20 protein-coding genes and 1 other annotated feature are annotated in these 19,106 nt (G+C 30.4%); all 20 genes read right to left on the bottom strand.

Annotated elements, in window-relative coordinates:
- Positions 1–2: 2 nt before the first annotated feature.
- Positions 3–659, bottom strand: a complete 657-nt coding sequence (locus tag B7R67_RS06790) for a response regulator transcription factor (RefSeq protein WP_088068812.1) — start codon at positions 657–659, stop codon at positions 3–5.
- 288 nt (positions 660–947) lie between these two features.
- Positions 948–1,667 carry an SDR family NAD(P)-dependent oxidoreductase gene (locus B7R67_RS06785; protein ID WP_088068810.1) on the bottom strand — a complete coding sequence of 240 codons (720 nt, stop codon included), beginning with the start codon at positions 1,665–1,667 and terminating at the stop codon, positions 948–950.
- Between the two features lie 178 nt (positions 1,668–1,845).
- Positions 1,846–2,040, bottom strand: a complete 195-nt coding sequence (locus B7R67_RS06780; RefSeq protein WP_088068808.1) for a hypothetical protein — start codon at positions 2,038–2,040, stop codon at positions 1,846–1,848.
- Between the two features lie 324 nt (positions 2,041–2,364).
- Positions 2,365–2,799 (bottom strand): GNAT family N-acetyltransferase, encoded by a 435-nt coding sequence (locus B7R67_RS06775; protein ID WP_088068806.1) that lies wholly within the window; start codon positions 2,797–2,799, stop codon positions 2,365–2,367.
- 402 nt (positions 2,800–3,201) lie between these two features.
- Entirely contained in the window at positions 3,202–4,185 is a 984-nt protein-coding gene (gene asnA / locus B7R67_RS06770) for an aspartate--ammonia ligase (RefSeq protein ID WP_088068804.1), read from the bottom strand.
- A gap of 70 nt (positions 4,186–4,255) precedes the next feature.
- Positions 4,256–4,516, bottom strand: a binding site (T-box leader).
- A 377-nt stretch (positions 4,517–4,893) separates the two neighbouring features.
- On the bottom strand, positions 4,894–5,097 hold the full coding sequence (locus B7R67_RS06760) for a hypothetical protein (RefSeq protein ID WP_088068802.1): 204 nt from the start codon (positions 5,095–5,097) through the stop codon (positions 4,894–4,896).
- 207 nt (positions 5,098–5,304) lie between these two features.
- Complete coding sequence (locus tag B7R67_RS06755) at positions 5,305–5,874, bottom strand: 4'-phosphopantetheinyl transferase family protein (RefSeq protein WP_088068800.1); 570 nt, start codon at positions 5,872–5,874, stop codon at positions 5,305–5,307.
- A 4-nt stretch (positions 5,875–5,878) separates the two neighbouring features.
- The gene (locus tag B7R67_RS06750) at positions 5,879–8,818 is read right to left on the bottom strand and encodes an amino acid adenylation domain-containing protein (protein WP_088069066.1); all 2,940 of its coding nucleotides are present in this window, start codon (positions 8,816–8,818) and stop codon (positions 5,879–5,881) included.
- 46 nt (positions 8,819–8,864) lie between these two features.
- A complete protein-coding gene (locus B7R67_RS06745) occupies positions 8,865–10,610 on the bottom strand; it encodes a methyl-accepting chemotaxis protein (RefSeq protein WP_088068798.1) in 1,746 nt (581 codons plus the stop codon).
- A 638-nt stretch (positions 10,611–11,248) separates the two neighbouring features.
- Positions 11,249–12,127 (bottom strand): alpha/beta fold hydrolase, encoded by an 879-nt coding sequence (locus B7R67_RS06740; RefSeq protein ID WP_088068796.1) that lies wholly within the window; start codon positions 12,125–12,127, stop codon positions 11,249–11,251.
- Positions 12,128–12,231: 104 nt separating this feature from the next.
- Positions 12,232–13,032 (bottom strand): Cof-type HAD-IIB family hydrolase, encoded by an 801-nt coding sequence (locus B7R67_RS06735; protein ID WP_088068794.1) that lies wholly within the window; start codon positions 13,030–13,032, stop codon positions 12,232–12,234.
- Positions 13,033–13,233: 201 nt separating this feature from the next.
- Positions 13,234–13,416 carry a hypothetical protein gene (locus B7R67_RS06730; RefSeq protein WP_088068792.1) on the bottom strand — a complete coding sequence of 61 codons (183 nt, stop codon included), beginning with the start codon at positions 13,414–13,416 and terminating at the stop codon, positions 13,234–13,236.
- Positions 13,417–13,476: 60 nt separating this feature from the next.
- Positions 13,477–13,929: a DUF4279 domain-containing protein gene (locus B7R67_RS06725; RefSeq protein WP_088068790.1), complete on the bottom strand. Its 453-nt coding sequence runs from the start codon at positions 13,927–13,929 to the stop codon at positions 13,477–13,479.
- 39 nt (positions 13,930–13,968) lie between these two features.
- On the bottom strand, positions 13,969–14,571 hold the full coding sequence (locus B7R67_RS06720; RefSeq protein WP_088068788.1) for a hypothetical protein: 603 nt from the start codon (positions 14,569–14,571) through the stop codon (positions 13,969–13,971).
- A 295-nt stretch (positions 14,572–14,866) separates the two neighbouring features.
- On the bottom strand, positions 14,867–15,169 hold the full coding sequence (locus tag B7R67_RS06715; protein ID WP_088068786.1) for a hypothetical protein: 303 nt from the start codon (positions 15,167–15,169) through the stop codon (positions 14,867–14,869).
- A gap of 77 nt (positions 15,170–15,246) precedes the next feature.
- A complete protein-coding gene (locus B7R67_RS06710) occupies positions 15,247–15,441 on the bottom strand; it encodes a hypothetical protein (protein ID WP_088068784.1) in 195 nt (64 codons plus the stop codon).
- A gap of 263 nt (positions 15,442–15,704) precedes the next feature.
- Positions 15,705–16,400: a hypothetical protein gene (locus B7R67_RS06705; RefSeq protein WP_088068782.1), complete on the bottom strand. Its 696-nt coding sequence runs from the start codon at positions 16,398–16,400 to the stop codon at positions 15,705–15,707.
- A gap of 386 nt (positions 16,401–16,786) precedes the next feature.
- Positions 16,787–17,047, bottom strand: coding sequence for a hypothetical protein (locus tag B7R67_RS06700; protein ID WP_088068780.1), 261 nt, complete (start codon positions 17,045–17,047; stop codon positions 16,787–16,789).
- 154 nt (positions 17,048–17,201) lie between these two features.
- Entirely contained in the window at positions 17,202–18,014 is an 813-nt protein-coding gene (locus B7R67_RS06695; protein WP_158095042.1) for a phosphotransferase, read from the bottom strand.
- Positions 18,015–18,093: 79 nt separating this feature from the next.
- A complete protein-coding gene (locus B7R67_RS06690; RefSeq protein WP_088068776.1) occupies positions 18,094–18,657 on the bottom strand; it encodes a phosphotransferase-like protein in 564 nt (187 codons plus the stop codon).
- Positions 18,658–19,106 lie beyond the last annotated feature (449 nt).

Raw genomic sequence — 19,106 nt, 5'->3', positions numbered from 1 at the left:
CATCAGTCCTTCCATTGGTACCCAATACCTCGGATTGTCGCTAATCGATTTGGTTGTAACTTCTTTCTTAAATAACCGACATACACATCCACAATTTTTATCTCACCTTCAAAATCAAAACCCCAAACTGCATTTAGAATTTGTTCTCTTGAAAGGACTGAGTTTCGATTACGTAAAAAATAACTTAGTAATGAATACTCCTTTTCTGTTAGTGCTATATCCTTTCCATTTTTCATAACCGATTTTTCTTTAAAATTTATAAATAATTCGCCCATTTGTTCTACATTATTCCATTTTCTATTTCTCAATAAAACTCTTATTCTGGCAAGCAATTCTTCTACAACAAAAGGTTTTGTTACATAATCATTTGCACCACGGTCTAACCCTTTAATTTTATCTTGAATCTGTCCTTTAGCAGATAATATTAAAACAGGTAGCTCTGAATCATATTTTCGAATTTCTTGAATAACTTCCATTCCATCTAATTTAGGCATCATAATATCTAACAAAACTAAGTCAAAGTCATGTTTATGCAAAATACGTAACGCACTAACCCCATCATAAACACAGTCTACTTCATAAGCAGCATGGTTTAATTCTAGCTCTAATAATCGAGCAATCTTTAAATCATCTTCTACGACAAGAATCCTAATCCCCATTTCATTCTCACTCCTTACAAATAATTGTACAAAAACTTTGTAAGAATTTGGTAAGAATAGGTTAAGATTATCAAATTTATACAATAAAACTAAAAAAAGTTGCCGAAGCAACCCTTATTGAATAGCTAACAAAATCTATTCGTTTTATTTTACAATATTGGTAAGATGGGTTAGCACAAAAAAAGACCGGCATTGCTGAAGACCATTTTATGTAACTAAAGCTTGAGTTAGTTGAATTAGGAGAATTATTTAATTCATATATAAACACTTTGTTTTTACCCACATTCATTATGCATTTGTATCGAGCATTGCTGGAATATTAATTTCCTTTACACAAGACGCTTTCGATAGGTTCATTACGCATTTAACTAGTGAAACAATATCCTGAAGGGGAATTTGTGTGCCATTGTATGTTGTCAAAACTTTCTCAATCCCTTCTTCATAAGCTATTTGCGTTGCAATTTCGCCAGGATTAATGCAGGTTACACTAATTCCATATTTTTTCACATGTTCTCTTAATGAATTTCCAATACCTCTTAGCCCAAATTTAGAAGCCACAAAGGAAATTTGGGTAATTTGATTATTTTCTAGTCCTGCTGTAGATCCAATTAAGATAATCTTTCCGTTATCGGATTTTTTAAGATTCAATAATAACTTTTGTATGCAAGTAATTACTGAGGTTACGTTTATTTGGATTATTTTTGCAATTTCTTCTGGATCATCATTCTCAAAATCATATCCTTCTCGAAACCCTTTACTCTCCCAAATGCCAACATTATAGATTAAACCGTCTAATCTAACGCCATCTAAGGCATTCGAAATCCGATTGCTCGCATCAGATTTCGATAAGTCAGCTTCTATCCAATATCTATTGATCCCATCTTTAATATTCAAACTCTTAGGATAACTTCTGGAAACAATCCATACATGATCACCTTTATCTGGCAACCCTTTGGCGAATGCCTGACCCAGTCCTTTGCTACCTCCGAAAATAATAAAGTTTTTCACTAAAGTCACTTCCTTGTATTTAAATAGTCTCTTCTATTAAAAGAAGTCCTTTTCACCTTATCTATTAAACTATATTGATATAAGTTATAAAAAATATGGACTACTGGAATAGTCCATGACTGTTTAACTAACACATGCGTTGGAATTAATGATCTGAATCTATGATTTTCCTACTCATTTACATATTATAAATTAATAAATAGATTGGAGTATAAACAATAAGTGTAAATGTAATAACAATAATAACAATTAACTCAGTTCTTACTTCCTTACCTTTAATCAATAGTTTAATAAGATCAATAACACTTAAAATAAAGAATAGACAAATAAAAGGCATTAAATAGATACCTATAAAACTAAAAATAACTTCCATTATCCCACACCCCAATAAGTTCTTACTATCATGCGACTTTAAAAATTCTAAACCTTCATCTATAACTCTCTTTTATTTATTCATTCTTGATAGTTCATATTCCTTGTTTAGTTTTTAATAAGTTTCCCATTAATCCTCAAATGTCAAAAATTTGAATTACTTTATTAAAAAAAGAAAAACAGCAAAAAACTCAGATTAAATAGAATTGGCAATTAAAAGCAAAATTAAAGGCCTGTATCTTCAATTACTCAGTAATTTCGATACAGGCACTTTTTTATCTACAATTTATTTTTATCCTAATTAAACCTATCCATTAGTTACTATTTATAAAGTATAACGGAATGAGTAACAAAACTTATCGTATTCCATTTTTTCCTCATAGAATCGATGAGCGTCAACTCTGTGAAGAGCTGATTCTAATGTTACATATGAACATTCTTTCTCGCGAGCGTAGCGATGGATGTATGACATTAATTCTTCACCATATCCTTTTGATCTTTCTGTGTCTTTCGTTACCAAATCGTATACGAAAAGAAATTTATTATTATAAAAATTTGTTAAAATATTGATCCCTGCAACTGCAACAATCTCCTCATTTACTTCCAAACTAATCAAACGATATCCTTCTTTATACATTTGATTAGTCTGTTCTACAAATTTTTCTAATGTTAAGTGTGTTCTCAATTGATTTAAAACGTTAAAAGCTTTTACTAATTCATCTTTTGATTTCAAATGCTTAATACTTGATAATTGATGCATAATATCCCCCTTGATAAGCTCTGATTATTTTATAATTTATAGATTTGAAGACTATCTAATTTATTCAATTAAAAAAGCATTACTTCCTGCTTACTGAAGTAATGCTTGCATTTTTAGTTACACTAAGATTTTTAATGTAATCATCAAATTTACGATAGGTTTTTCCTTTTAGTTTAAAATAGTCATTTTATAAAATATTTGAGCACCTAAATTAATATAGGAGCTGTTTGATCGTCATCAGCTCCTATATGGTATACAACTAACGCTGAATGCAAGTTTAATTAAATAGATTAGTTTAGTTTTCGTTTTTCATAAGTTCATCAAGAATACTATACATAGCTATTATTACGTATACTGATTGTTTGACTTCAAGTTTTGTAGAATCATGCTTTTATTTATTTCTTAAAACAAATGAACGTTTTCCTTTTTACATGCTTCTCGCATTTCATCAGGCCATACAGAAGATTGAACTTCACCAATATGCGCTTTACGTAAGAAGTACATGCACATCCTAGATTGACCAATACCACCACCAATTGTTAGTGGAAGAACTTCTTCTAAAATACCTTTATGAAAATCATACTCGCGTTTAAAATCTTCACCTGACTTTGTTAACTGTTCATCAAGTGACTTACTATCAACTCGGATACCCATAGAAGATAATTCAAATGAAGATTGTAAGATTGGATGCCAGAATAAGATATCTCCGTTTAATTTCCAATCGTCATAGTCAGCTGCGCGTCCATCATGTTTATCACCAGAACGAAGTGCATCACCAATTCCAATAATAAAAACTGCACCGTGCTCTTTTGCAATCGCATGCTCACGATCTTTTGGTGTTAACTCTGGGTATTTGTCTTCTAACTCTTGTGACGTGATAAATACGATATCTTCTGGTAAATACTTCCCAAGATACGGATATTTTTCAAATAAATGATTTTCTAATTCTTTGAAGATACCATAAATTGTTCGCACTGTTTCTTGTAAATAATCGATTGTACGCCATTCGTTTTGAATAATTTTTTCCCAATCCCATTGGTCAACATAAATTGAATGCGTTGCATCAAGCTCCTCATCACGTCGAATTGCGTTCATGTTTGTATATAAACCTTCACCAGCTTCATAACCATATTCATGCAGTGCAAATCGTTTCCATTTCGCTAGTGAGTGAACAATTTCTAACTCTTCTCCTGAATGAAGCATATCAAATTCAATTGGGCGTTCTACCCCGTTTAAGTGATCGTTTAGACCTGATTTTTTCGTTACGAATAATGGTGCAGAAACGCGGAACAAACCAAGACGATCCGCTAATTGATCCTCAAAAAATGTTTTAACTTCCTTAATTGCGATTTGTGTCTCTCTTACTGTCATTAATGATTGATACATGCCTATTTCCCCCTAAAATGTTTGGATGTAGTAGATTGAAGCCAACAAAAAAAGCCCTTCTTTCCCAAAAAACTGGGACGAAAGGCTTTGGTTCCGCGGTACCACCCAAATTAGCAACAGAGGTTGCTCACTTATTCAGTACGGAGTTTAGAGAGATCTCGATACTGTTCTTCTTGTAACGTAGAAGTTCACGGCTAAGTCTACTTTCCTTTAAAGGATTTCGGTCAGCGACTCCAGGAGGTTCTTCATAATAGGCTTCGTATCAGGCTCACACCACCCCTGACTCGCTTTGTCTACGTCCTACTACTACTCGTCCTTTCACAGTCGTTTTATTGTCACATCTCTGAAACATTTTATTAATCATTATTTTATATGGAAAATTTAGAAAGTCAACACTTTTTTAATTTTTTATATTATTCTTAATAAAGATTACTATTCCTCATAGAAATTGACCTGATTGAGTGTTTATCGTTTCCTTTTTATTGTTTAAATCCATTTTGGGCGGTGTTTCAAATAAATATTCAAGATATGGTTTGGAGTTATCAATCTTTATTTAACCCTTGTATAATTATGCTTACGTCTAAACGTAACATTCATTTTTTTACTATCCCGCCAAATACAAAATTAAAAGCAGCCTATGGCTGCTTTAATTTAATTATTAGAAACCCATAATCTTTATGATAAAGTTTCTTTAATTGCTTTTTGAACTTAAAAGTTCCACCATCTATCACAACGACCACCGAAATTATCACGTCTATCATCGTCACAACGATCAACCGCACGACAGAATTCCTCTTTATCAATCGTGATTTTCGCATTAAATGTAAAATCTCTATTTCTTCTTCTGTTTCGATCGTTATTTCTTTCGTTAAATCTTTCATTATTTCTTTCGTTATTACAGTTGCAACTCATTCTATCCACACCTTTTATTTTGTTTGTTCTCAACATCTTATGTTTGGACAAGCAAAAAGAAATGGACAAGTGTTTGTTTTTAATGAATAGTTTATGCAATTCTGTTTATTTAATGTAGAGCAAAATAACATAAATGGATATTCTTAAAAGTGTTAGAATTCCCCAACAAACACCATTTAGAACACATTTACTCGTAAGGGGTTATTATCATAATTTAACTGTTGTATCAAACTGATGCAGACAAATCATTGTTTCTTCATTTGTACAGACACTTATTATGAATTCTCCTACTTGAATCGTACAAATTGAATTAACCGCAAATGAATTGATATATGCAATATCCTCATCAAGCCCAGTACCCTTATATTTCAAATACGCTTCTTTTTTTGTCCAGACATGTGAAAAAGGTGTCCCGTTTAAAAGATGAGCTTTTTCTTCTTTATGAAGCACCCATCCATATAAAGAATGATCGTAGTCAAGAATAGTTTGTTCGATATCTACTCCAATTCGACCATTTTTACTGACAGCAAGTACCCATGCTCCTTTTGTGTGAGACCAATTAATCGAGCGAACATCATTCCTAAGGTATGGTTTCCCTTTATCATCTCTCTCAATTTCGACATCTCCAAGTACATATTTTACAAGCTGGTAAGACAACTTTGATTGGAACCCATTTCCGTATTTTATTAACCACTTTTCCTCGCGTTCAGTTAAATTCGGAAGCTCTACTAGGTCGAGGAACGGTATCCAATCAGTAAAAATATATAAATCAGTCATATTCTTATACTAGTATTTTTTCTTTTACATTAGGTAGATACTCTACCTTTACAGCATAGGATAACATTTTTTGCATATAATCATAGTCTATTTCCGGAACATCATTAAACAATAAGACCTCCATTGTTTTTCGGCTATCAAAAATCACTTCCGAATCTTTTACACCATCACCATCTAATTGGGATACAGCTAATTGATTTGCTTCAGAAGAAGGATCTAAGGATAGTAAAATTTCTTCATATTCAGCAAGTGGCAAGAGCTCAACATGATACCCCACATCATTTATTAAATGAATCATATCACGGTAATGAATAGGTTTTGGATGCGTTACATGATATACGCGTTGAGAGTGAGTTGTTGTTAATACAGATTTCGTAACGACTTCGCTTGCCAAATCAACCGGCGTAAAGTCAACCATCCAGTTTACAATTGGTGCTTTTCCAAGTAATATCATTAGTTTGATACTTCTATAAAAGGCATTTCGATCAATGTTTGACTGGAATACTCCGTCATTTTTTCTTCCAGTTAAATTACCCATTCGGTAAATAAATATATTTTTGCCTTCCTTTTCTTTACTTAATACAAATCTTTCCGCTTCTAGTTTTGTGTCGGTATATACATTATTTAATGATAAATTATTGGAAATGGTTGCAGAACCTTCTAACTCATGCCATTTATTTTCTCCTACTAAATCTTCTATAACCCCGACTGTTGAAATGTGATGAAATGCAATCTCTGGATTATAATTTACTAATTCAAAGACATGTTTCGTTCCATCTACATTTATTTTTCCAAACCCTTCTCGATCACCAAAATGACGCACATCTGCAGCGCTATGTATAATTGCATCTGTTTTAAAAGCGAGTTCGCTGAAGGTTTTTTCATCAAGTCCGAAATGTCTTTTTGTGATATCCCCTTCCAATACTTCTACGCGACTAGTTAACTCTACTGAAAAATACGTACGATAAACTTTCGATAAACGCTCTCTAGCATTTTTCCCTCTTACGATAACTGTTGTATGGACGAATTCATCAGTTAATTGTTTTAATAAATGACTGCCTAAAAATCCAGTTGCCCCAGTTAATACGACATGATTTACTTCTTTTAATTCATTAGGAACTTCTATTTTCGGATACTCTTCACAACGAGTAAATACGATTTCCTTTAAGGTGCTTTCTTTTATACTATTCATTGCTTTATTCGCTAATTTTTCAACCGTTTTCAATTCAAAAAAGTCACTGATTCTTAAATGTTTGTATGTTTTTTTTAAAAGAGCAAGGACTGCAATTATTTTTAACGAATGTCCTCCAACTTCAAAAAAGCTATCTGTTACTCCGATGCCTTCAATATTTAATACTTCTTTCCAAGCATTCAAAATAGTCTCTTCTACTTCATTTCGTGGATTAACTATATCAGTTCCTAAAAATACGTTATCAGCTTCTATTAAGCTTAATTTCTTTCTATCTACCTTACCCGTAGGTGCAAATGGGATTGAAGGAATTTGTTTTATTTTAGATGGAATCATATAACTTGTTAAATTCTTTTTCAATTCATTAATGATAAACGATCCATTTAGTTCTTGATTGGATGTATAAAAAGCTTTTAATAACTTGTCTCCATCTGATTCTTCAACAACAACGATCCCATCATCAATTCCTTTAATTTGCGACAAACGGTTTTCAATTTCTGCAATTTCAATACGGTGGCCACGGATTTTTACTTGAGTATCTTTTCGGTCAACAAACTCCAAGTTTCCATCTTCCAATTCTTTTACTAGATCACCGGATTTGTATACCATACCTTCAAAGTCATCACTGAAAGGATTTTTAATAAAAACTTCATTTGTTTTTTCAAGGTTATTTAAATAACCTACAGATATCCCTTTAGAAGCAATCCACAATTCTCCAGTTTCACCAGGAATACATCGTTCACCGTTTTCGTTAACGACATATAATTTAGTTCCTTTGGTTTCTTTTCCAATTGGAACACTATACACAGTTTCATCAATTACATCAGGTGTTCGATAGAATGAAGCAGCAACAGTTGTTTCGGTCGGACCATATAAGTTGTATAATACGGTTTCTGTTCCAAATTGCTTTTTAAAGTTTCTCACAACTTCACCAGTTAATAATTCACCAGCTACTCCTATTGAACGTACTTTCCCAATACTAGTTAATCCATTTTGTTTTGCATACTTTGATAATTGATTAAAAAATATAGTTGGTAATGCAGTTATGACCGTTATATTTTCTCTATCCACAGTTTGAATAAAATGTTCTGAAGACATTCTATCTTCATCATCAATGAGATATAGTGTAGATCCATTAAATAGTGATACAAATGTTTCATACACTGAAGCATCAAAACTGAAAGTTGCAAATTGTAATAATGTATCGTTTGGATTAATATTATATTCTGTTTGAATCCACTCAGATAAATTTAATACTCCGACATGTCTTAATAATGTTCCTTTTGGATTTCCAGTCGTACCAGATGTATAAATTACATAGGCTAAATCATTTTCATTAATGTCTATTTTAAACTCTTCACCTTCATTATCTAATTGATCGATTAAAACCGTTTTAGATTTAACATTTAACTTACAGGTTTCTTCATACAGTTCTGAATTAGTTAATAAAAATGGAGATTTAGTATCATTGATAATATACCTATTTCTATCTTCAGGATGAGTTGGATCTAGCGCTACATAGGCACCTCCAGCTTTTAAAATACCTAAAATCGAAACGATCGTATCAACACTTCGTTTTAAAAAAATACTAACAAATTCACCCTTCTTAATACCATTTCTTCTCAATTCACTTGCTACACGAGTTGATTCTTGGTCTAATTCCATATAAGTTAATTCACGATTTTTATCTTTTATTGCCACATTCATTGGAAAGTTTTCTACTACAATTTTAAATTCATTTACTATATTATTCATTTCTTGTTCCTCCATTAAAACAGAAACCTCCCAAGGGAGGCCTTATTTATACTGTGAATTGATCACTTAATTCTGCTAATATCTTAGAGGTTTTATTTAAATTGGTTGCCATTTCTTTAATTGATTTAAATGAAGCTTCTTGTTCTTGAATATTTTCTACGATCGTATCGTACCCATTCGTAATATTTTCAGTATTACTTGATATTTCTACAATTGAAGCTGTAGATTCTTCAATACCTGCTGAAATCTGTTGAGATGAATTAGATACAGCTTGTAATTTATCTGCAACTTCTTGAATCGATAGATAAATTTTCCCAAATACTTCAGAAGTAGTTTCAGTAACTTGAATACCTTCATTTACATCATCTTTAATGATTTCCATTGATCCAAAAACTTTTTCTACTTGATTTTTTACGTTATCAATTACTTTTTTAATGCTATCTACTGAATCTGAAGATTGCTCTGATAGTTTTTTAACTTCATTTGCGACTACAGCAAATCCTTTTCCATGTTCACCTACTCTCGCAGCTTCAATTGATGCATTTAAAGCTAATAAATTTGTTTCATGTGCGATATTTGTGATTACTTGTAAAATATTCGATATCTCATCAGAAGCATCTACTAATTCTTTAATTGAGATTCTAGAATTATCTACATTCCTATTAATCCGTTTCATTTGTTCTACAACTTTATCAGTTGATTGTTTTCCTTCTTCAGAAAGATCATTTACGTTTTCAGAAAGCTTATACACTTCATTTGTAGAATCGGCAATACTAGTAATTTCCTGTGAGATATGTTCCATTGATACAGCAGATTCCCTTATTGATAAAGTTTGTGATTTTAATAATTCTTGAACACCTTCTACTGAAGAGCTAATATTACTAGAAGCTTCATAACTAGCTTCAAATGATGCATATAAACCATCAGCATCTTCATCAACTTCTCTAGAGGTTTTTCGAATACTCGTTACCATTCCTTTTAAAATATTTATCATGGAGTTGAATTTTTTATTAACCTGACCAATTTCATCTCCACGTACTACTAAGTTAATGTTTAAGTTCCCCTGACTAGCCTCATCAATTCCACTCATTAAATTCGTTAATGGCTTTAATGAATTTTTCAACAATAAATATTGAAAAAATATTAATAGGATAAGAATAATTAATAAAGCTATACTCGTTTTAATCAACAGTTCATTTTGACCTTTAGCTACGTTTTTAGCATCTACATCTACACCAAAGTAAGCATATACTTCTCCATTACTATTTGTAATTGGATATAAAACAGTAATCCAAGTTCCTAGCTTATCTTTATAGATCGTTGTAAACTGTAATTTTTTTTCATTTTTCAACTTCTTAATCGCATCTACTATTACAGGAGGTTGTTCATACATATCCCCTACTTTTAAACCATTTTTTTGTAATGCTTGCCATATTGATGTCGGATATGAAACTAACGAAGTTTCATTTCCTTTCTTACCACTTAGTTCAGTTCCAAAAATATATCCTTGAGAAATATTTGGATTATACTCTATTAATTTATCAAATAACATTGTTAATTCTTTATGCTCAGGAGTCGTTATATCTTCCAACTTGGAAGCTTTTTCAATTGTATTAAAGTCCATTTTTTTTATCCAAGATGAAGAAATTTCTTTTGATTGACTTTTTAATTGATCTGTTAATAATTTCCCTTGAATAAAATAACTAATCCCAATGAGTAATATTCCAATTAAAACTACTCCAGATATTGAGAATATCATATTTTTTGTGAATAACTTCATGTTCTTAAACACACTATTGTCCTCCTCACCAGGGAGTTTGTCCTAATATCATGGTGTTACCTTCATACCTATGAATGAGATAAAAACACATAATGTAACTTCCTGATGATAATCATCCATTTCGAACGAAAAAGGGAACCTGACTTATTGATAAACTTGCCTGATTTTTCATTTTTTTACAATTTATCCCAAATTATACCAATTTTCGATAAATTCTGCCATGCTCCATTTGAACCAAAAAAAACTTATGCCATTTCTTAAAAATTAGAAATATCATAATTTATTATTATATTTTTACAATAATTTTAGTACTTATGTCATATACATTTTTTATTAAAGATATTGTTATATGGTACAAGTAGTTGGAGTGATAGTGTAGGAGTCTGACAAAATATTACCTATTGTCTGATGATCGTAAGTAGTATTGTTTATTTAATTATTAGAAAGAAAAAGGATTCAAGCAGATCTTACTTTTAAATATGAAGATGTACATTAAAATAAGAGTGAATACGTAAAAAAAAGATGTGATCGACAGTCTAGTCAATCACATCTTTTTTACGTATTCTGGAGGATATTTTTATTCAATTATCCTATGCGTTAGTTGAAAATTTGTTTTTTAATAAACATTAAAATTATTATTTATACGAAGTTTAATAACAATTGTATGAGTAAGTTGAATTCTTTTTCTCTATCCATTTGGAAACTAGATTTGATACTTTTGTTGGTTCATCCCATTGAATCATATGGTTGGTATCTTCAATAGCAATGACACTTAAATCCTTAATAGTATGATTTAACTGTGAAATTCCAATATCTCTCGCTGTATTCAAACTGATTGGTAAAGTTGAATGAATTAACATTACTGGTACATTAATAAATGGATATGTTTGTGAGAATGGTTCTTTAAAGAATGATTTAATAATCGCTAAAACTGTAAACTTTGAAGTAACTAGTTCAAACTGGTCTTCATTCTTTTTAATAAAAATTGAAGCTACATACTGTTCAATCTCGCTACTCCATCTTTTTGTATAATTTTTATATTCCTGAATTACTTCATCCCAATTGTAATACATTGAATTATCCATGTATTCATTCCAACCTGTAAATGCTTTTTTAAATGTCATATCGCTTTGATTTTCTGGAAAGGTAAATCCGCCATCTAATAATACTAATCCCAGTACATTATTGGGCTTCATTTTTGTGAAATGGAGTACGATATCAGCCCCCCAAGAATGCCCCATTAGATAAAATGGTTTATTTAATACTTGTTGAAAAACTTTGTCATACCATTTTGATAAATTAGAAAATAAGTAATCATCTTCGTGATCAAATGCTGTTGTTTTCCCATGTCCTGGATTATCGAACACGATCAAATGAAATTTATTTTCTAGAATTTTTGCTATTTCTGCAAAACTATAAATTGCATTTCCGACAAGGCCATGGATACAAACAACAGTTGGATTTTCTTTATTTCCATATTCATAATAACTAACTTTTTTATTGTCAATATTTAATATTACATTCTTCAATTTTCGAGTCTCCCAATATTTTAATATTTATAAAGACTTCCTCTTTTTATCAATCTATTTAACCAACAAGTCCTTTATATTTTAATCCGATCATTTTATTTGCGTTAGCTGATTAAGTTTTCAAGAATATTAGCTACACCATCTTCGTCGTTAGAAGTTGTAATCTTTTTCGCGATGCCTTTTAATTCGTCTATCGCATTGTCCATAGCAATTGGAATTCCACATAGCTTAAATAAACCTAAGTCGTTAAAATCATCACCGAAGACCATTGTTTTTTCTAAAGTAATTTCTAATCTTTTTGCAAGGTTTGCTAATGCGGATTCCTTTGAAACCCCTAATCCCATTATTTGTGTAAGTTGGTTCGAATCAGTCGTAATAATATTAACTTTATCACTGAATCTATTAGTAAAAGCCTCAATATTCTTTAAGTGTGACACAAGTATTTTCGTAGGGCTTTTTAATTTTATTTTTAATAGTTCAATAATTTCAGGTTTCTCAGTAACCTGAATAAATGAGCGATAATCAATATTTTGATAGCTGTACCAAGTATCATTAACTTCAATTGAAAATAAGTGTTGTGGTTCGTTGATCATTAAGTATTCAATAATTTGATTATTTAGTTTCGAATCAATCGAATAATGCTCGTTAATTTGTAATTCGCTATTTATAATTAATGCACCGTTATAATAAACAAAAATTGCTATTTCTTGAATTTCTTTTGGTAGTAAATATTTAATTGTTCTTGGTGGTCGAGCTGTTGCTATTATAATTGGTATGCCAGCTTTATGTATGGATCTTATTGCTTCTAAATTTCTTTTACTTACCTCCTTATTAGAGTTTAGTAAAGTACCATCTAAATCCAATACGACTGCATCTATTTCCTTTCTAACCTTTAAAACTCCCATAGTTGTCCCCTTGTTTTATTCATTAAATATCCAAGTTGTTTTTCTAAACTGTTTTTAATTACTATTCTTTTGCTAACAGATTTAATGTGTAACTTAATCATGAATAGTTGCATAAAATAATGATTCCTTTATACAGAAATACCTCTATTTATCATACATCTGATAAACTATTCAAGCGAAGATGTGATTACAGTACGTGTATTATCCTTTAATAATGAATAAGGCTAAAAAACTACCGATTAATATGATTAACCCACTAAATAAGCCAGTAATAAAACGATTATCCCAATGAATAAAATGATCTAATATTGTACTTGCAATTGCATATAAGATAGCTATAAAAAATAGATGAGAAATACTCATTTTTCTATTTATCTTTAACATAGGGTGAGTTCCATCCTCTCAAGAACTAAGCAATAAAGACCACCTTGGGCAGTCATGTTTTTAGTCATTAAAATCACTCTCATATGGATTTGTATATAAGTCTATTTCTATCGTTGCTCCAATCCTTGAACAAAAATTAATGACTTCTTGATCGTAACCTATTGCAGGGCAATATCCATTTTCTATAATTGGAACTTGCATTAGAATAAACTGACAATCATATTTCTTTTTTATTGTTACTAATTCATTGATTTTGTTTAATAAAGGTGCGATTAATTCTTTGGCCTGTTTATTAGCATATAATGTCTCAACATAATCTGTCCCTAATTGCCAACATGTATAGGTTCTAAAACGTTTTTTTGTTGAGATTGTTTTAGAATTGTTTGTTCTATTAATCTCTTCACCTTTTAGAAATGACTTAGTTGGGCTAATACCTAATATTTCAGTTACATATTCGATCGAAAAGTAATCGCCTCTTATCTCAAAATAAGTCATTACATTTGTTTGATCCATAATTCACCTCATGATGCTCAATTCTAGCATTCAAATCATTTATTTTATAGGATAGATGATTTTTCCCTCTTTATTTTTACAAACAAATTCAATATTTCCAGTAAAATTTTTGAGGATATGATCGATTGGGATTTTTTTATAGATGAAATAGACATCTTGTTTTGGAACTTCTAGAATTGTAGTGTAATCAGAATATGCATTAACGCCATTCTTCCAAGTAAATGCCCTTAATTCTATCGTATCAATATCCTTATTTTCATTATTACCCATTATTACTTGATATCTTCCTTTGTTCGTTTTAAACGTTTCAACTTCGGCGGGATCTAATCTCCCCCTCCAGGAAGAGCCTTTAATTTGATACTTACCATTTGGACCTTTAACCAAACGCGTTCTACCATAAAGTCCATTATATTTAGCAAATGCTAAAGCGATATTACTGTCTTCTAATGTAACTACTCTCAAAGCTTGTACTTTTACTAATTCACTTCTACGTCCATGAAAGTAATTGATATTGTATTCGATTTTTTTACTTAAGTTATTAGAATAAATATTTACCGAAAATTTATGATTTCGATAGATATTTATTGCAAACCATAAAAGCAAAATAATAATAAGTAACCAGATTATTTTTTTATTTTTCAAAGTTAATCCTCCTTAAAATAGGAAGAATATTAATTCCTATCCTAATATGACTATTCTTCTTCTAACTACTTATTCCTTTTACCTTTTTGGTTCTAACTACCAAGTACGTTACATCAACTTCATATGATTCAGCTTTGGATTCTGATGCTTAACTTTTAGCTTGTATAAAATAGTAGATACAATGCAACAAACTATTCCAACAATAAGTGCACTAAATGATCTAACTGAATTTTCAGTTGTAAAAGAAGTTGTTTACTAGACTATTTTTTAAGTCTGTTTTCGTAAAAAAGTTGATTTAAGCTTCTCTAAATCCAAATATAGCCATTAATAACACTGGGACAATAGTCACTCCTATTACGAAAAGAAATACTATTATGATTCCAACATATTTTAAGAAGCCTTTTTCATTAGACCTTATTCCCAAGATTCCAAAAATGATACTTGTTAACATAGTAGCAATTCCTGTAAAGAAAAATATTCCTATGCCGACTTTTTGCAAAAATGTTGGGTTCTCAGAAATAGAATAACTCACTATAAACAATACAATTCCTACAATGCTCAAAGTCGTTGACCATAACCCTTTTTTCAACGAAGACACTGTAACTCCCCCTCAACCTACAAATAGAACTTTCAGTAAAAATAATGTTTATCGCATGCGCTAATAGAGTTTAGGTGTCAATTAAACAATTTGATAATTAAAGGGATTACGATATAAGCAACTAATGGACCAACTAAGCCAAAACCAAGAAAAAGTGCAACAAACTTACCAACAGTCGATAAACCTTTTTTTCGTTCATTGTTAAGACTTTCAAGTTTATCATTTAACGCTTTTAATTCTTTTAGAATTTCTTTATTGATCTCTTCAGACATATCATAATCTCCTTTAAATCTTAGTTTATAACTTTAGTATAAAAGAAATTGGAAAATTTTGTATTTTTTTTTTTGCAGGCAAGTTTCTTATTAGACCAGAGTTGGCTTAAAAACCGACAATATTGTCGATCATGTTATTTAACTAATACTGAGCTTTAGTTAAACGAGATTATTACAAAATGGCCTCCCATTCAAATATAGAATAAAATAGACTCAGAGTTTACTACTCTACTTCAAATAAAAAGACGTTCAATTTGAACGCCTTATTTAAACCATAGTTTACTATTAATTTCATCTAATTTTTTTTGATTATTTTTCACCTTACTTACTGAGTTTTTCCGAATCTTTTCTAATTCGTGTTTAACATCAAAGTACTTATCTACAGTCGCAGAATACTTATCGTCAAAATCATTGTAATAGCCCATACTCTCATTCCAATGGTATAAGTCATCAGATTTCATAAATCTCAGTAAATCGCTTGTTGTGTCTTTTAATGAAGTAATAGCTTCTACTCGGCGAGAGGAAGCTAGCTTTAAATCTTCAAATAAGTCTTTAATTTGTTCATTCGATGTTTTTGCCTCGTAATTTTGAATTATATGATCAGCGGCTACTTCGACGTTGTAGTTATCTAATGTAGCTGTATTAAGTAAAGTAGCGTAGTTATGGTCAATTAAGTTTTTTTTATCATATTCATTGAATTTATTAGATGATTCGTCGCCTTTTTTCGTTAATGCAACAACTTCAGGATCATCGTTTACATTTTCAAAATCACTAATTGATATCACATCATTCATTAATTTAGAGTTCGATTGACGTAACTCCTTCGCATCTTGATTTAATGTATATTGTACGTACCCAAACCAACTGCCACTTATTAATGTTAATAAAACTACAGCCCCTGCGACAATAAACGTTAATTTACTTTTCTTTGTTGCATCAATACTTAATCCTTCATTCACTTCTTTTCCCCCTTAAATACATACACAAATGTATATATTCGTTAAAAAAACTTATATTCCTTTATACCTATAAAAAAGACGCAGTAAAATATGGTCTTGCTTCTGATAAGTAGACGAATCTAAATATGATTAACTAAATAACGATTTTTAACCTGTATATCCAGATTAGAAATTTATTATTTGAAAGTCAATTAACTGAGAGAAGAATAGGTAACAGGAATGACACCTATCCTTTTTTGTATTTTAAGTACCTACATTTTTAGGAAAACATATTGAACTATACCATTAAATTTGTTTAACACTAACCATTACTAATTTTGTAAATACATCCAAAAAAATTGAGTCACCTCCGTGACTCATAAATTTCAATTAGTCAAATATAATTTTTATTTAGTTTTAACTGTCCTGTTGCTTAAACGATTTTGAATAAAAAATGCAACTGTAGCAGAAAACAGTGCAATCATTATTGTAGGCAGTAATGAACTTTTTACAAAAACAACTTCAGATGACAATTGATCAACATTATTCCATAAAGATAAAGTAGTCGGATTTTGTTGATAAAAAACAGTTTGCAACATACCTGAAAAAACATTAAAAACACCAAATAATAAAATAAAGCTAAAAACAAACAATAGATACTTTTTCATTTTGTTTTCTCCTTTAGTTTGATTATGTATTTACTAAGAAGATTTATCTGTTGTAACACATATAATTTTACCATAATTTTCCTTTTTTAAGAAAATATGATTAATCCCTGTATTAATGCAACTAATGCATTTGTTTGTTCAACGAGAAATGCGACTAGATCGTGCTTAATATAGATTTGATTTTCTTCAATAGAAACTGTTTTTCAGACTCTTCTATACTTTCGACCAGCCTTGCAGCCATTATTGGTAAAAACCATCTATTTATACTTTCTGATGACGAATTAGTTACTTTTATGTATGAATTTAAATAAAATCTCGCAAACACTTTTCTTACTGTTTGGATTATTAATTTTGTCAATTTTGGCATACCATTTGGGAGGGATGCATACCGTAAGATGATTAGAGTTCTTGCAACATCACCGCATGGATTACCTGATGTTCCAGTCATCCAGTCGAGTACAATCGGTTTTCTTTTCATCAGGGATATATTATCTGGATGATAATCACCATGACAAACTTTATTATCCGCCGGTAAATACTTTAAATAATTTACTATCAATTCTTTTTCTTCTTTATTTAATAAGCTAGTTCCTTTGATGTTCTGAGAAAGATATTCTTTTTGTGGAGCTAACTCATCATTACTCATTTGATGAAATGAAGCTTGTATTTCAGCAAAAATGTAGGCATTTTTTTTTAATAATAGTGGATTGGAGGATAAAACTTGTGTAAAGTTTTGACCAAATATTTTTTCATAAATGATACCCCATTTATTATTCACCTCTAAAATACTATCTACATTAGGGGAAGGAATACCCAGTTGATTTATTATCTTGCTTGTTTCATATTCTTTTTTTATATGTTTAAAAGGAATTGATTCATAAAATAGTTTCATAACTTTTTGATCTACATGATCTAACTCATATACTTCTGCTGTATTTCCTCGTCCAATTTTTTTACCTAATAACATAAATTTACTACCCACTTTTCTAATTTTTGGCATTTTCAGTAGTTTTTCGTCATTATCATATTTCCAAATATAAAGAAAATTAATTATTAGTACTCTGATAAAATTGAAATTCCACATAAGATTTTTTTAAACCGTCTAAGGGTAACTCGCTATTCAATCTGGCCACGATCTCTTTCGCACTTTCATTGATCGTTTGGGTAGAAGTATTAACTACTATATCGTATGTTTCATTTTTATGTACAAATGTGAGCTGTGATATTGCTTGTCCGATGTTGCGGTCACCTCTTGACTCTTCTCTCTGTTTAAGGTCTTCCTTTTGACAATGAACACCCACAAGTAAGATTGGATAAGAGTTCAGAATATCATAAAAATTTTGTAATGTTGTATGGTCATGCAGAATCTGATCAAGTATTAAATTAACACCCCTATCTGAAAACATTGCAACATTTTTATAATAAAAATAATCAGTTTCAATAGGAATTAACCTCTGATTTTCTCTATCCTCCATCTTTTCAATAACTAAATCATATTCATCAATGCTAAAAGCAAAAAAGTTTGGTAGTAACTTAGTTAACTCTTTAGCTAAAGTTGATTTTCCTGAACTCGAAACACCGTTTAGTACAACGATCATACCTTTTTCCATCTTTTTCTCCTTTTATAAAAATATTTAATAAGAATTTTACTTATTTACAAATTGTTATAATAGTATGTTTTATATCCTACATTTAATTTTAGCAGTATAAACATAAAATTTGTACAATTCTGGAAACTATTATTTCATAAGTTAAATGAAGAAAAGAAGAAATCAAAAAAGAGAGAAACTCATGATAAAGAGTTTCCCTTAAAATAAGGTGATACTGGTAAAAAAGAGACAACTTTACAATCTGATTGGGCATTCCTTATAAATAAATTTAGTTACTAGTGAACTTCTATCCAAATCTTATTTAAGATTACAACTACATAAAAAAAAGAAATAGATAAAATCTATTTCTCACGCTGTTGAAAAATAATCTCAAATAACTACCAAATTTTCGTAAAAGAAGTTGAGTGATGTTCATTTCCACTACAGTATGCTCGCTTTCCATGGGGCGA

The sequence above is a fragment of the Gottfriedia luciferensis genome (genome assembly GCF_002156865.1).
Classification (GTDB): Bacteria; Bacillota; Bacilli; order Bacillales; family Bacillaceae_G; genus Gottfriedia; species Gottfriedia luciferensis.
Note: the sequence above shows the minus strand (reverse complement) of the source record. Positions and strands in the feature narration are given on the sequence as shown.